General features: G+C 63.8%; 10 protein-coding genes, 1 tRNA gene and 2 pseudogenes. 4 read left to right on the top strand and 9 right to left on the bottom strand.

Annotation, left to right across the window (positions count from 1 at the left end; translation table 11 throughout):
• The first annotated feature begins 102 nt into the window (after window positions 1-102).
• Window positions 103-3,096, top strand: a complete 2,994-nt coding sequence (locus AB8998_RS23365) for a UPF0182 family protein (protein WP_369740013.1) — start codon at window positions 103-105, stop codon at window positions 3,094-3,096.
• Between the two features lie 79 nt (window positions 3,097-3,175).
• On the opposite strand, the pseudogene AB8998_RS23360 reads toward AB8998_RS23365, so the two are convergent.
• A pseudogene (locus AB8998_RS23360) lies at window positions 3,176-4,112 on the bottom strand (GlxA family transcriptional regulator).
• A gap of 156 nt (window positions 4,113-4,268) precedes the next feature.
• Between AB8998_RS23360 and AB8998_RS23355 the strand changes: the two are divergent.
• A pseudogene (locus AB8998_RS23355) lies at window positions 4,269-4,911 on the top strand (HD domain-containing protein).
• Between the two features lie 191 nt (window positions 4,912-5,102).
• Window positions 5,103-5,179 (top strand) — tRNA-Met (locus tag AB8998_RS23350).
• A 254-nt stretch (window positions 5,180-5,433) separates the two neighbouring features.
• On the opposite strand, the gene AB8998_RS23345 is transcribed toward AB8998_RS23350, so the two are convergent.
• The 8 genes from AB8998_RS23345 to AB8998_RS23310 all read right to left on the bottom strand — a co-directional run bounded on the left by AB8998_RS23345 (window position 5,434) and on the right by AB8998_RS23310 (window position 12,301).
• Window positions 5,434-6,297: a GNAT family N-acetyltransferase gene (locus AB8998_RS23345; protein WP_369740012.1), complete on the bottom strand. Its 864-nt coding sequence runs from the start codon at window positions 6,295-6,297 to the stop codon at window positions 5,434-5,436.
• A gap of 646 nt (window positions 6,298-6,943) precedes the next feature.
• Window positions 6,944-7,273, bottom strand: a complete 330-nt coding sequence (locus tag AB8998_RS23340) for a helix-turn-helix domain-containing protein (RefSeq protein WP_369740010.1) — start codon at window positions 7,271-7,273, stop codon at window positions 6,944-6,946.
• Window positions 7,270-7,617: a type II toxin-antitoxin system RelE/ParE family toxin gene (locus AB8998_RS23335; RefSeq protein ID WP_069400295.1), complete on the bottom strand. Its 348-nt coding sequence runs from the start codon at window positions 7,615-7,617 to the stop codon at window positions 7,270-7,272. The genes AB8998_RS23340 and AB8998_RS23335 overlap by 4 nt, the downstream gene beginning before the upstream one ends.
• Before the next feature lie 49 nt (window positions 7,618-7,666).
• Window positions 7,667-8,983 carry a site-specific integrase gene (locus AB8998_RS23330; protein ID WP_369740008.1) on the bottom strand — a complete coding sequence of 439 codons (1,317 nt, stop codon included), beginning with the start codon at window positions 8,981-8,983 and terminating at the stop codon, window positions 7,667-7,669.
• 8 nt (window positions 8,984-8,991) lie between these two features.
• The gene (locus tag AB8998_RS23325; RefSeq protein WP_225345502.1) at window positions 8,992-9,174 is read right to left on the bottom strand and encodes a helix-turn-helix domain-containing protein; all 183 of its coding nucleotides are present in this window, start codon (window positions 9,172-9,174) and stop codon (window positions 8,992-8,994) included.
• Window positions 9,175-9,788: 614 nt separating this feature from the next.
• Window positions 9,789-11,224, bottom strand: a protein-coding gene (locus AB8998_RS23320) for an IS3 family transposase (RefSeq protein WP_369737985.1) whose coding sequence is annotated in 2 segments (ribosomal slippage) — window positions 9,789-10,864 and window positions 10,864-11,224 — 1,437 coding nt in all. Because the reading frame shifts where the segments join, the coding sequence is not laid out codon by codon here.
• Between the two features lie 2 nt (window positions 11,225-11,226).
• Window positions 11,227-11,553, bottom strand: a complete 327-nt coding sequence (locus AB8998_RS23315; protein WP_369740006.1) for a helix-turn-helix domain-containing protein — start codon at window positions 11,551-11,553, stop codon at window positions 11,227-11,229.
• A 340-nt stretch (window positions 11,554-11,893) separates the two neighbouring features.
• Window positions 11,894-12,301: a hypothetical protein gene (locus AB8998_RS23310; RefSeq protein ID WP_369740005.1), complete on the bottom strand. Its 408-nt coding sequence runs from the start codon at window positions 12,299-12,301 to the stop codon at window positions 11,894-11,896.
• A gap of 185 nt (window positions 12,302-12,486) precedes the next feature.
• Here AB8998_RS23310 and AB8998_RS23305 point away from each other — a divergent pair, with 185 nt between their 5' ends.
• Complete coding sequence (locus tag AB8998_RS23305; RefSeq protein WP_369740003.1) at window positions 12,487-14,199, top strand: DEAD/DEAH box helicase family protein; 1,713 nt, start codon at window positions 12,487-12,489, stop codon at window positions 14,197-14,199.
• The last annotated feature ends 20 nt before the right edge of the window (window positions 14,200-14,219 follow it).

Below are 14,219 nucleotides of genomic sequence, written 5' to 3'. Positions count from 1 at the left end.
GACCGTCTAGACAAATCCGTGGAAACACAGCTAACTGCCAGGAACTGTCCAAGCGGGATGGGGTCGGCCACCCGCCGGCCGAGTCGATCAGGAGCGTAGCCAGTGGGGATGCGGCCCACCGCAAGAATGCCGAAGCTGACCCGGCGCAGCCGGATTCTGATCATGATCGCTCTGGGCGTGATCGCCCTGCTGCTCGCGGGCCCGCGACTGATCGACGCGTACGTCGACTGGCTGTGGTTCGGCGAGCTGGGCTACCGTTCGGTGTTTTCCACCGTGCTGGTCACCCGCCTGGTGGTGTTCCTCGTCGCCAGTCTGCTCGTTGGTGGCATCGTGTTCGGCGGGCTGGCGCTGGCCTACCGGACCCGCCCGGTGTTCGTCCCGAGCAACGAGGGCGACCCGGTGGCGCGCTACCGCACCGTGGTGGTGTCCCGGCTGCGCCTGGTCGGCATCGGGGTGCCCGTCGCGATCGGGCTGCTGGCCGGCATCGTCGCGCAGAGCTACTGGGTGCGCATCCAGCTGTTCCTGCACGGCGGCGACTTCGGCATCAGGGACCCGCAGTTCGGCAAGGACCTCGGCTTCTACGCGTTCGAACTGCCGTTCTACCGGCTGGTGCTCAGCTACCTGTTCGTCGCGGTGTTCCTGGCGTTCGTGGCGAACGTGCTGGTGCATTACCTGTTCGGCGGGATCCGGCTGTCGGGCCGCAGCGGCGCGCTGAGCCGCTCGGCGCGCATCCAGTTGGTCAGCCTGGTCGGGACGCTGGTGTTGCTCAAGGCCGTCGCGTACTGGCTGGATCGCTACGAGTTGCTGTCGCACACCCGCGGCGGTAAGCCGTTCACCGGTGCCGGCTACACCGACATCAACGCCGTGCTGCCGGCGAAGCTGATCCTGATGGCGATCGCGCTGATCTGCGCCGCCGCGGTGTTCTCCGCGATCACGTTCCGGGACTTGCGCATTCCGGCCATCGGCCTGGTGTTGTTGCTGCTGTCGTCGTTGATCGTGGGTGCCGGTTGGCCGTTGATCGTCGAGCAGATCAGCGTCCGACCCAATGCGGCGCAGAAGGAAAGCGAGTACATCAGCCGCAGCATCACCGCGACGCGCCAGGCGTACGGCCTGACCTCCGATGTCGTGACGTACCGCAACTACTCCGGCGACGCCAGGGCCACCGCCCAGCAGGTCGCCTCCGACCGCGCGACCACGTCGAACATCCGGCTTCTGGATCCCACGATCGTCAGCCCCGCGTTCACCCAGTTCGAGCAGGGCAAGAACTTCTACTACTTTCCCGACCAGCTGTCCGTCGACCGCTACATCGACCACACCGGCGCGCTGCGCGACTATGTGGTCGCGGCCCGGGAGCTCAACCCGGACCGGCTGATCGACAACCAGCGGGACTGGATCAACCGGCACACCGTCTACACCCACGGCAACGGGTTCATCGCCTCGCCGGCCAACACGGTGCGCGGCATCGCCAACGACCCCAACCAGAACGGTGGCTACCCGGAGTTCCTGGTCAACGTCGTCGGCGCCAACGGCGCCGTGATATCCGACGGGCCCGCCCCGCTGGACCAGCCGCGCATCTACTTCGGACCGGTGATCGCCAACACGTCCGCCGACTACGCGATCGTCGGTCGCAACGGGGCGGACCGCGAATACGACTACGAGACCAGTAACGAGACCAAGAACTACACCTACACCGGCCTCGGCGGAGTGCCGATCGGCAGCTGGCTTTCCCGCAGCGTGTTCGCCGCCAAGTTCGCCGAGCGGAACTTCTTGTTCTCCAATGTGATCGGCTCCAACAGCAAAATCCTGTTCAACCGCGACCCGGCGGCACGCGTCGAGGCGGTGGCGCCGTGGCTGACCACCGACAGCGCGGTGTACCCGGCGGTGGTCAACAAGCGGCTGGTGTGGATCATCGACGGCTACACCACGCTGGACAACTACCCGTACTCTCAGCTCACCTCGTTGGAGTCGGCCACCGCCGACTCCAACGAGGTGGCGTTCAACCGACTCGGACCCGACAAGCAGGTCTCCTACATCCGGAACTCGGTGAAGGCCACCGTCGATGCCTACGACGGCACCGTCACGCTGTACCAGCACGACGAGAACGACCCGGTGCTCAAGGCCTGGATGCGGGTGTTTCCCGGCACCGTCAAGCCCAAGAGCGAGATCACCCCCGAGCTCGCCGACCACCTGCGCTACCCCGAGGACCTCTTCAAGGTGCAGCGCATGCTGCTGGCCAAGTACCACGTCAACGACCCCGTGACGTTCTTCTCCACCTCGGATTTCTGGGATGTGCCGCTGGATCCGAACCCCACCGCCAGCAGCTACCAGCCGCCGTTCTACATCGTTGCGAAAAATATTGCCAAGAACGATAATTCGGCGTCATACCAGTTGACGAGCGCGATGAACCGGTTCAAGCGCGATTATCTGGCGGCCTACATCAGCGCCAGCTCCGACCCCGCCACCTACGGCAAGATCACGGTGCTGACCATCCCCGGGCAGGTCAACGGACCCAAGCTGGCCAACAACGCGATCACTACCGACCCGGTGGTGTCCCAGGACCTCGGCGTGATCGGGCGCGACAACCAGAACCGGATCCGCTGGGGCAACCTGTTGACGCTGCCGATCGGCCAGGGCGGGCTGATGTACGTCGAACCGGTCTACGCATCGCCGGGCGCCAGCGACGCCGCCTCGTCGTACCCGCGACTCATCCGGGTGGCGATGATGTACAACGACAAGATCGGCTACGGCCCCACGGTCGGCGATGCGCTGACCGGATTGTTCGGACCCGGTGCGGCCGCGGCCGCGACTGGGATACAGCCCACCGAAAACGGCGGCGCCGCAAGCCCTCCCGCAAGTCAGCCGGCCCCGGCGGGGACGCCCGGGTCGCCGGGTTCGGCCCCCTCGCCGCCGCAGGCGGTGCCGCCGGCCCCGGACGGGTCGGTGGCCCTGTCCCCGGCGAAGGCTGCCGCCCTGCAGGACATCCAGACGGCGCTCAGCGCGGTCAAGGACGCCCAGAAGAAGGGTGACTTCGCCGCCTATGGCGCGGCGCTGCAGCGCCTCGACGACGCGATCACCAAGTACAACAACGCCAAATAGGTCCCAGGGCAGGCAGTTGCGGGAACGCCCGTTGAGCTGCATGTCCTCCGGCAGCCGGTAGCCGCGGACCACGCCGTCGTCAGCTGCGCGCCGCGGTGCGGAACCCGTCGCGGTAGGCCTTCGGGCTGATGCCCAGGTGGCTGAGGAAAACGCGCCGCAAGGTTTCGGTGCTGCCGAAGCCGCCCATGCGGGCGGTCTCGGTGACGCTGCGGCCGGATTCCATTGCCGCGCAGGCGATGTCGATGCGCACCCATTCGACGTAGCGGGCCGGGGTCATGCCGAGCTCGGACTGGAACTGCCGGGTGCTCAGGTTGGCCCGGGATGCGAGCTTGCCCACACTGTGGTCGGCGCCGGGGTCGGCGGTGATCGCATCGGTCACCGCCCGCAGCGCGGACCCCGGCGGCGGGTCCGCCTCGACCAGGACGGAGAATTGTGATTGCCCGCCGGTGCGTTTGAGGTACACCACCAGCGACCGCGCCACCGAGCGGACCAGCTCGGTGCCGTGGTCCATCTCGACCAGCGCCAGGGCCAGGCGTCGATGCCCGACGACACGCCCGCCGAGGTGAAGACGTCGCCGTCGCGGACGAAGATCGCGTCGGGTTCCACCCCCACCTCGGGGAACGCGCGCGCCATGCGTGCGGTGTGGCGCCAGTGCGTGGTGGCGCGCTTGCCGTCCAGCAGCCCCGCCTGCGCCAGGACGAACGAGCCCGTGCACACCGACGCGAGCCGCCGCGTCCGCTCGCGCAGCGCCTGCACCAGCGCGGGGTCGATCGGATGGGAGATCAGTTCGTCGCTGCCCGCCACGACGACGGCGTCGGCCGCCTCGATCGACGAAACATCGCCGGTGACATAGAGTTTCGTGCCGATCGAGGTTCGCACGTCGCGGCCGTCGACGGAGACGATCTGCAGCGAGTACCGCGCCCGAACCGGTTGGCCTCGGCGAACACCTCGGCCGGGCCCACCGCGTCGAGCAGCTTGACGCCGTCGACGACGACGACCACCACCACCCGGGGGATCGTGTCGGCATCCGCCACCCGCTCATCGTGTCGCCTCGGCCAAGCCGGCACAAGACGGTCGTGTCGCAATCTGTGGGGTGGACGGCTCAATGGCCGGGGCCGGATCGGCGCGGTGCGCGGCACACTGATCGCACGCGAACCGAAGGAGATCCGATCATGGCCATCCGGGCGGCCGAAACCATTGCCGGCGTCGCCGTGCCCGACACCCCGTGACGTCACCGACTTCGTCCGCGCCGCCGAGGACGACCTGCTGTTCGACCATTCCCGGCGGGTGTTCCTGTTCGGGGCGCTGCAGGGGCTTCGCCGCGGGCTGCACCCGGACCTGGAGTTGCTCTACGTGGGGGCGATGTTTCACGACCTGGGCCTGACCGCGGGGTACCGCGGATCCACGTTGCGGTTCGAGGTGGACGGCGCCAACGCGGCCCGGGACTTTCTGCTGGAGCGCGGCATCGACAAGGCCGACGCCGACAAGGTCTGGCTGAGCATCGCCTTACACCCGAGTCCCGGCATCCCGGAGTTCATGGGGCCCGAGATCGCCTTGGTGACAGCCGGGGTCGAAACCGACGTGCTGGGCATCGGCCGCGACGACCTGTCCCCGGACGCTCTCGACGCGGTCACCGCCGCACATCCACGCCCGAACTTCAAGCGGCGCATCGTCGGTGCCTTCAACGACGGCATGAAGCATCGCCCGCACAGCACCTTCGGCACCGTCAACGCCGACGTCCTGGCGCACTTCGATCCCGCGTTCGTGCGCGAGGACTTCGTCGAGACCATCCTGCGCAACTCCTGGCCGGAGTAGCGGCTCGCGTTGCAGCAGCCCGGTGTCGCCGGCTCTCGTGATCGGTGAGCGCGCCGCCGAGGTGCCGCCTGTGACGCGCCGCCGAGCGAGCCGCGACGCCAGGCCACGCGACCCGGGTGCCCGCCGCCCCGGCGTTCGCGCCTGGCGATTTGGCGGCAGTGACACGCGTTCGGTAACCTTGCATTCACCAACGCGGGGTGGAGCAGCTCGGTAGCTCGCTGGGCTCATAACCCAGAGGTCGCAGGTTCGAATCCTGTCCCCGCTACCAGGTGAAATGGCTCCCGGAGACTTCTCCGGGGGCCATTTTCATGCCCGATGGGAACACTTTTGGGAACATTCGCAAAGCTAACGACTGCGCGATTCCGTTGGGAACGATGTCGAGGACATCGGTACGCGGCGCGCGCCGTGCTGGTCGCCGAGTGTTTACGTGGATGCGTTCCCGCTGGACCGGCGCCGATGTACGGCGGGCCCGGTGGCGCCAATTGGCCGGACCGCGGGCGCTTGTCGACGGAGCTTCTGCCATCAGACTGACTTGACGCCGGTCATGCGGGCTCTTGGCGCTTGGGTGGTCCTCCACCGCAAGTCATAGCCACATGTCTGCGCAAACTCTCGTCCCGCAGCTCGGGGAGGTCCAATGATGCAATCAGCTTCATTCATTAGCAGCCGGATCTCGGAGCTACCGTGGCTTCGCGCTTCTTCGACCGCTAGGCCCTCCAGCGAAGTGCCCAAGTGCATCCGCCGGTAGATGGGCCACACATATAGTTCCGTTATCTCACTGTAGTTTGTTGCGCCTGAACAATGCCGTAAAAATAGCCATCCTATGCGTAGCCCGAACCCATTCTTTAATTCGATGCACGACACAGGAAAAGCCGACATGGGCGACATTGTGTAGTAATAAATGATCACCACCTTGCGAGCCTTACCTCGAATGATTTCCCCAAAACGCGGATTCTCAATAATCCACAGTCTCCGAATTTCCTTCTCGTTGTCGACAGCATTATTCATGCGGTCCAACTTGGCTGGCGATGGTCCCCACCGGGCATGGCGTGTAACAAATGTTTCATGATGATAGCGCCGCACATAATCCAGCGGCATTGTCCCGTAGCCACGATCACCCCAGCCCGATCCCCACGAGTTCCAGAAGCTAAAAGTTTCAGTTTCTGGGTTGTAGCCGTAGACCGGGATTGCGTGAAGTCCGATTGAACTTTCGCCCTGGGCCGGCAATCGGATGATTCCGCCCGGCGCTTCATATGACGCCTCAAACCACTCGACGACCATAAGGTGGGAGTCGCGCATATGATATGGCACTCCGAGGCGCCCAAGATTTTGTTTAAGTGTTAACTGCAGAGCTACGTCCGAGGGGTCAGCGATAGACTCGTAGTACATCTGTCTCGCGTACGCACCTCCACGGAAGTAGGTCAGTCTGGATGCGAATAATGCTTGAGTACCGTTGACTCGCGGCTGTCCATCGATTGCCTTTATGAGTTCGAAACCTCTCCGCCTGTCTATTACACTCAGGCTGGCAAATTGTGTCAGCCTTCCGTTCTTTTTCGTCAGGCACCTCGGCGTGCAGGTCTCGGCAAACGCGTGAGTATGAATATCGAAACCCAGCTGCGCATTCCATTGCAACATACGTGCCCAGCAAGGGTTGCACAGTAAATGCACCTGTTGCGCATTTATTCTGGCTTGAGTGATTTCACCTATATAAAGATCACCACCCGCGACCTCTGGCCAATATGCGCGGGGCCGCTCGGGCGTTTTGCTGCATCTCTCGCATCTTCGTTCAGCGCCGGTTAATGGCGGACCAGGTTCCATGATGATTTCAGTTTACAGCCAATCGCGACGGGCGTTGGCAAATATCGGGTTTAAGTCCCAGCCCGCGTCGAAGTATGCAGCAGGCCGCCAGTCACCATTACGGCGGTCGAGGGTGTGTTCAGTACATGGCCAAGGCATGCCGAAGGTTATGAGAAAACGGTAACGGCTTGAACCGACAATGCGGTACTGGTTTTCACCATGTTGAATCTGCGCGGGATTACCCGGTGAGCTCAACCGTGCTCTCGCCAAATTCCGCAACAACTCGCAGGCTTCCGCCCAGCGCGGCCACATACGACTGCAGCGTTCCTAGCTCGGTGTGCGACAGGTCGCCGCTTTCGAGCTTCGACACGCGTGCCTGTGACACCCCCATCAAAGCGGCGACGTCGGCCTGGCGGGCATGTCCATGCGCCTTGCGTATGTCGGCAAGGCGCTGTGCCTGGACGGCGTCGTGCATCTCGTTGCGCGCGGCATCGGCGCGGGCGGGGTCCAGGCGCCCCTGCGCGATGGCGTCGGCACGGATATCACGCCAGTTGCGTGCCATGCTCATTCACCTCCCTCAGTCGCGAGCCAGTCCTCGTAGCGTCGCTCAGCTATCGGAATGTTCTTGTCGTACCAGCTTGTCCAGTTGCCCGCTTTGTCGCCGCCGAGCAATAGGATCGCCTGACGCCGCGGATCGAAGATGAACAGAATCCGGATGCTGGTGCCGGCTGGCCGTAGCTCTTTCATGCTGTGAAACTTCGATCCCTTGACCTTGTCCACCGTCGGCCGGCCAAGGGTTGGTCCCTCCAGCTCTAGCAGGTCGACGGCTCCGGTGACCGCTGCCATCGCGTCGTCGTCGAGCGAGAAGTACCAGGCTTCGACCTCCTCGAGCAGGATCACAACCCAGGACATCGTTAATATAACACCAGAGTTATATGCAACTGTCCACAGCGATGGGGAGTCATCCCGAGCCTTCGCCGTTCTGCCACGCGTCGCCGAGCAGGAATTCGGCCGCCTGCTCCGCTGCCTCGCGGTCGTCGTTTCCCAGGACATGGGCGTAGGTCTCCAGGAAGAACCCGACATTGGCGTGGCCGATGCGCTCACTGATCACTTTCGGGCTGATGCCAGCCCGCAGCGCGCCGGTGGCGTAGGAGTGGCGCAGGTCGTGGAAGGTGATGCGCGATAGGCCCGCCGCGGCCGCCAGTCTGTCGAAGCGCTGGCGGATCGTGTCGGGATGTGGCGGCCGGCCGTCCTGGTAGGTGAACAGGTAGTCGCCGGGATGGTAGGCGTCGCCGAAGAATTCGCGTTCGCTGTCTTGGAGCTGGCGCCAACGGCGTAGCGCCGCCACGGTGGCGCGGTCGATGGAAATTGTCTGGTCCGCATTGCGGGTCTTGCCACCGGCTTTGTCGAGCGCCCGCCCGCCAACCACCACGCGATTGTCGTGCACGGTGATCTGGCCTGCGTCCAGGTCGACGTCGGACCATTTCAGGCCGCACACCTGGCCGCGTCGAATACCGGTGGTCAGTTCCAGCAAGAACAGCGCCGCGAAGCGGTCGTCGCGGATTGAGGCGAGGAAGGTCCGGATCTCCTCGGGCTTCCACACCGTGCGGCGGGTTCGCGGCCGGCGCGGTGGCTTGACGTTGCTGGCCGGGTTGTCGGTGATGTATTTCCACGCCACGGCGTCGACGAGTGCTCGGTGTAAGAAGGCATGGACGTTGCGGACGGTCTTCGGCGCCAGACCCGGCGGAACCGGTCTGGGCACAATGCCCGCCCGGTAGCGCCGCACGGCGGTGCGGGCCGCGTGGATCGTTGTATTGCACGCTTCTGACAGCTGCCGCGGTGTGGGCGGGTTGCCAGCGGCGTTGCGTTCTGACCAGTACGCGTACATCACGGAGTCGTTGTCGCGCTTAACGCGGCCCTCTGTGAGCAGCTTGGCGTAGAGCCTGAGTAGCTGGGGTTCGTCGAGTCGTTGCAGACGCTCGGCGCCGATGTGGGGGATGACGTAAGTGCGCGCGTAGTCGCTCCAGCTGCGCCATGTCGTGGCGTCGAGTGCAGGTTCGACCGCGGCGAGCCATTCGGTGAGGAATTGCGCAACCGTGCGGGTCGACGGCTTGACGACTCGGCCGCGGTCGGCGTCGCGCATGGCGTCTCGGCAGGCTTTCCAGGCCTCGCGCTCGGTGTCGAACCCTCCTTTGGTGATCCAGGGATACCGCCCGGTCGACGGGTCACGCTCGGGGAGGCGAAACTTGTAATACCACACCGAACCGCGCTGAAGCACCGTGCCTTTCACGATGCGACCAGTTCGCGCAGGCCGTCGGTCACAACGTAGATGCGGCCGCCGAGCCGACGAACCGGCAGCTCGCCGGAGGCCACCAACCGATAGGCTGCGGCCCGGCTGATGCCGAGCAGCTGAGCGGCGCGGGGCACGGCGAGCAGCAGGGGAAGGTCACTGAACACGTTGTTCTCCAAGATAATTCACCACCTTTCCACAATTTTGGACGGATTGTTATTCGGATGATCGGGTCCTGTGGACTTGCGGGCTGCACTGTGGACAAAACCGTGCTGCTTCTGTTCCGTCGGGCTCGGTGACCGTGATGGTGCGAGAATGCGCGTCCTCGCATTCGCCACACCACGGCACGTTGGTTACGGGCGGTTGAGGTGGCTGTCCGAGATCAAGGCGCCGGGCCAGCACCCGAACCGGATCACGCGCCCCATTCGGGTTCCGGATCAGAAGGTCGGTCAGATCTGAGGGCGGCCAGCCGCGCGCCAGGGCAGACTCGATGGCCGGTCGAAGACTGCGCGCGTCGTGGGTCCCGAGCTTCCACGCCCTGGCCACAGACTCCAGTGCCAGTATCGCGGCGTCGCCCGGTTCGGATAAGGATTCGGTTGATGGGTTCAAGGGGTCCCGCTGCGGGACCCTCGGGGGGTGCCGCTTTGACGCCGTCTCCGTCTCACTGCGAGACGGCCCCCGTCCCGCTGCGGGACGGGGAGGTCCCGGATCGGGACCGGGTAGAACATGCGGCGCCCGAGGATGATTCAGGTAGTAGCGGGTCGGAACGTGTCAAGGTCGGTGAGACAGTTTCTTACGCGGATTTGATGAGTGCTTCCGGGGTTGGTTGGTTGATCCAGGCGACGGTGGGCAGCTTCGGTGGAGCGGGCCGCCGGTGCCGGAATCTAGCGGGGTTAGCGGCGTAGGCCGCATCCAGCGTGGCGGCACGTTGGGCCTGGATCTCGTTTGCGGTGCCGTAGTGCACCGATGCAACGGTGTGTAGGCCCACGCCGCTGTGGCGATGCTCATGGTTGTAGTAATCGAAGAATGTCGTGCAGAAGGCGCGGGCATCTTCGATCGAGCCGAACCGGCCCGGGAACGCCGGGCAGTACTTGAGGGTCTTGAAATTAGCCTCCGAGTAGGGATTGTCGTTGGACACGTGCGGGCGGCTGTGGCTGCGGTCCACCCCCAGGTCGATCAGCAACTGGGCGACCGGCTTGGAGGTCATCGAGGTGCCGCGATCAGCGTGCAAGGCCAACTGGCCGCGGGCGATGCCGTGACGGGCCATGGTGTCGGCGATAAATGCTTTGGCCAACTCACCGTCCTCAACTTCTGCGATGATCCAGCCGACGACGTAGCGCGAGAAGATGTCGATAATCACATAGAGTTGATAGAAGATACCCCGTTGTGGCCCTTGCAATTTCGTTATATCCCAGGACCAGACCCGGTTTGGTGCGTTAGCGATCAGCTCGGGTTTCTTGCGCGCCGGATGGGTGCGCTGGCGACGCCGCTCGCGGTTCTCCCCGGCAATGGCCAGTAGCCGGTACATGGTGCGAATCGAGCACAGGTAGACACCATCATCAAGCAGTCGCGCCCACACCTGCGCCGGCGCCAGATCGCAGTACTGCTCTGAGCGCAGCACCGTCAGAATCTGCTGGCGTTCGGCCTCGGTGAGCTTATTCAGTGGCTCGGGCCGCACCCGCCGTGCCGGCCGTGGTGGTGGGTTGCGGTGGCGGTGGAGCGTGGCCCGCGATGCACCCAGCAATTCGCACGCCCGTTTGGTGCTGGTTGCGGCCTCCAGGTCGGGCAGGTGCTCGCCGATCACGGCTTGGACTTCGGCTCGAAATCCGCGCTCTCGGAGAGCATCTCCAAGAGCGCGTGTGCTTTTCCCGTGATCTCCAGCGCTAGCTTGGTCCGATCCAGCTCAGCCTGCAGTTGCGTGGTGCGCCGCCGCAGCTTGTCCAACTCGACCTGCTCAGCGCTGCGCTTCGGCTTGCCCTTCGCCGACAAACCCTCCCGAGCACCGGCATCACGGGCCTTTCGCCATTCGGCGATATGCGAGCTGTACAGGCCTTCACGGCGCAGCAACGCACCACGCTCCGACGAGCCCACCGACAGCGCGTCGTACTCGTCGAGGATGCGGGCCTTGTACTCGGCGGTGAACGTGCGCCGCCGCGCCCGAGCACCTGGATCGGGCACGTTGTCCACTTGGTCATTATCACTGCACCCCTCCAGGGATGCGATCGTCATAGTCACGGAAAATGGTGATCCTGTCTCGCCCTGTAGCGATGATTGGCTACTGCTGCTGTCTCACTTAACCCTGTCACACAGGGGGTTGAACGCCGGGCCCCGGAGTCATGGAATTGCGGACGCCGGCTCATCAACCCGCGCGTCTCCAGATAGCTCAGCGCACGCAAGATCGTGCTTCTGCCGGCACCGGATTCGGCCATGAGTGTGCGAATTGACGGGTAGCACGAGAAGTTTTCGTCCGCCTTGTTTGCCAACAGGACGAGAATGAACTTCGCGACCGGATGTGCGATGTCCGAGTCTTTCGCCCAGGCAAGGGCTTCCCAACTCATGTTGAAGCGCTGATCACGGACTGCTCACCGACAGCCGTCTCGGCGGGCTGCGCCTCCCGGCGATCCGTCTCGCGTCGTTTCATGTCTAGAACGGTAAGCCACCTAATCGCGCTATGCGACGGTCGTATGAAATAGATTCGTCGAATTCCGCTGCGACACACACGATTACCGCTACGTACGAAACTCAATGAAACAACGTGAAACCCGCTGCTTCACAACGGCATCACTCGTACCGGGCTGTGGCTGAGCAGAGCGCCATCATCGACGGCCCCCTTGCTCCGCTTGGCCCTGCTAATTTGGCATCGGCCGCAAAGGCTCGGAATGGTTGGATGGCTCCGCGTTAGCCATTGATGAGTCGTGCCCGCCTGAGCGAATCGAGCAAGCGCTGAGCGGCGCGCAGCGTCGGGGCAAACGTGGCGGCATTTAACCGTCCTGAGTCCGCTTCAGCGGCCAACGACTCCAAAACAGTGCGGCACGCGCGAGGTGACTTCAGCACGATCTGAGCGGCCTCGGCTGGACTGGAATGGACCGCCCTTTCCTCGATGCGGATGCGTTCCACGATCCGCTCGATGGGTTTCTCGACCACCTCGACCCGCACCGAAACCGCGCCGTTCTTGGCCGCGCGGCGCTCCTCGTAGGCCGCTCGCCGGCATTGTTGGGAGCACCAGATCGAGGGACGTCCGGGCTTGGGCGGCCAGGCGCTACCGGGCATCTCCGCGCTACATCTCGGGCATCGTTTCGTCGGCATGAATTGATGGTAAGGGATGCCTTACTAGTTAGATACGGACGAAATTACGTTATCGTTTCGTGACCTGAGTGCAAGAGGTGTGATGTCCGGGGAAGTGATGGAGTTAGGGTGACCTAAGTGTCGACGGGCGACTGTGCTTGCCGCTGGCAGGTTGCCGTGATCGAGGGAGAACATACAGCCGATGAATGATCGGCAAAGATTGGGGCGGTGTCGGTAACGTTTGTCACGCCATGAGTAATGAGGACGGTGCCAGCGTTCTCCCCGCGGAGACGCGTGCCCGCGCGCGTATCGACCAGCAACTGACCCAAGCGGGCTGGAAGGTCCAGGACAAAAAGGATCTCAATCTGTTCGCGGGACAGGGCATCGCTGTGCGGGAGGTCGTGATGAAGCCTGGGCACGGCCGGGTCGACTACCTGCTGTACGTGGAGAAGGCCGTGGTCGGCGTCATCGAGGCCAAACCAGTGGGTACGCCCCTGTCAGGCGTTGAGTGGCAGTCGGCCATGTACGCCGACGGGCTTCCGGCCGATGTGCGTCTCGCCGCCAAGGCCCGGGACGGCCGGCTGCCGTTCGTGTTCGAGGCATCGGGGGTGGAGACGCACTTCACCAACGGGTTCGATCCCGAGCCGCGGGCGCGTCTCATCTTCAACTTTCCCAAGCCGGCAACGTTGGCTCGCATTCTGCGTGATGCCGATGCCGCGCCGGAGCGCCCGACGTGGCGCGCCAAGGTCCGAAATCTCCCGCCCCTGGATGCCGACCCGCTGCGCCCAGCGCAGGTCGAAGCTATCAATGGAGTCGAGAAGAGCCTTGCCGATCAGCACTTCGACCGATCATTGGTGCAGATGGCGACTGGGGCCGGCAAGACGTACACCGCGGTCACCGAGTCGTACCGGCTGCTGAAATACGGTGGCTTCAACAGGATTCTTTTCCTGGTCGACCGCAACAACCTGGCCGATCAGACGCTGGCGGAGTTCCAGAATTACCGCACACCAGACGACGGTCGTCGCTTCACCGAGCTGTACAACGTGACCAAGCTGTCCAGCGCTGGGCTACTCGGGTCGAGCAAGATCGTGATCTCGACGATCCAGAGGGTCTACAAGTTCCTCAATGACGGTGAAGTCAGCGACGCCGACGACCCCAACCTCGATGACTTCACCCCGGATGTCCCGGTCACCGTGTCGTACAGCGAGGCATTTCCGCCGGAAACGTTTGATCTGGTCATCGTCGACGAGGCCCACCGAAGTATCTACGGGGTCTGGCGCGGCGTCCTTGAGTATTTCGACGCTCACGTCATCGGATTGACTGCTACACCGGGTAAGCAGACCTTCGGGTTCTTCCGTCAGAATCTCGTCTCCGAATACACCTATCCTGAGTCAGTCGCGGACGGCGTGAACGTGGACTTCGACATCTACCGCATCCGCACCCAGATCAGCGAAGAGGGTTCTCGGATCGAAGCCGGGACGATCGTGCCGAAAGTCGATCGCCGCACCCGGGAACAGAGACTCGAAATCCTCGACGAGGATTTGGATTATGGTGCTGCGCTCCTTGACCGCGCGGTGACCGCCACCGACCAGATCCGCACTGTTCTAGAGACTTTCCGCGATCGGCTCTTCACCGAGATCTTCCCGGGACGCTCCACCGTGCCAAAGACTTTAATCTTCGCCAAGGACGACAACCACGCGGAGGAGATCGTCACCCAGGTCCGCAAGGTGTTCGGCAAGGGCAACGATTTCGCGGCAAAGATCACGTACAACGTCCGCAACGCCAAAGAACAGCTCCAGGCTTTGCGGACGAGCCCGTCGCTGCGTATCGCGGTGACCGTCGACATGATCGCCACCGGAACCGACGTCAAACCGCTGGAGTGCGTGTTCTTTATGCGTGATGTGCGCTCCCCTGTGTGACAGGGTTAAGTGAGACAGCA

Origin of the sequence: Mycobacterium sp. HUMS_12744610, from assembly GCF_041206865.1 — a bacterium.
Classification (GTDB): Bacteria; Actinomycetota; Actinomycetes; order Mycobacteriales; family Mycobacteriaceae; genus Mycobacterium; species Mycobacterium servetii.
This window is presented reverse-complemented; position numbering and strand designations above follow the sequence as displayed.

Coding starts and splice junctions, on each gene's coding strand:
- AB8998_RS23335 (WP_069400295.1), bottom strand. CDS start 7,617: ATGTCCTGGGTTGTGATCCTGCTCGAGGAGGTCGAAGCCTGGTACTTC.
- AB8998_RS23340 (WP_369740010.1), bottom strand. CDS start 7,273: ATGAGCATGGCACGCAACTGGCGTGATATCCGTGCCGACGCCATCGCG.
- AB8998_RS23315 (WP_369740006.1), bottom strand. CDS start 11,553: ATGAGTTGGGAAGCCCTTGCCTGGGCGAAAGACTCGGACATCGCACAT.
- AB8998_RS23310 (WP_369740005.1), bottom strand. CDS start 12,301: ATGCCGACGAAACGATGCCCGAGATGTAGCGCGGAGATGCCCGGTAGC.
- AB8998_RS23345 (WP_369740012.1), bottom strand. CDS start 6,297: ATGTACTACGAGTCTATCGCTGACCCCTCGGACGTAGCTCTGCAGTTA.
- AB8998_RS23305 (WP_369740003.1), top strand. CDS start 12,487: ATGATCGGCAAAGATTGGGGCGGTGTCGGTAACGTTTGTCACGCCATG.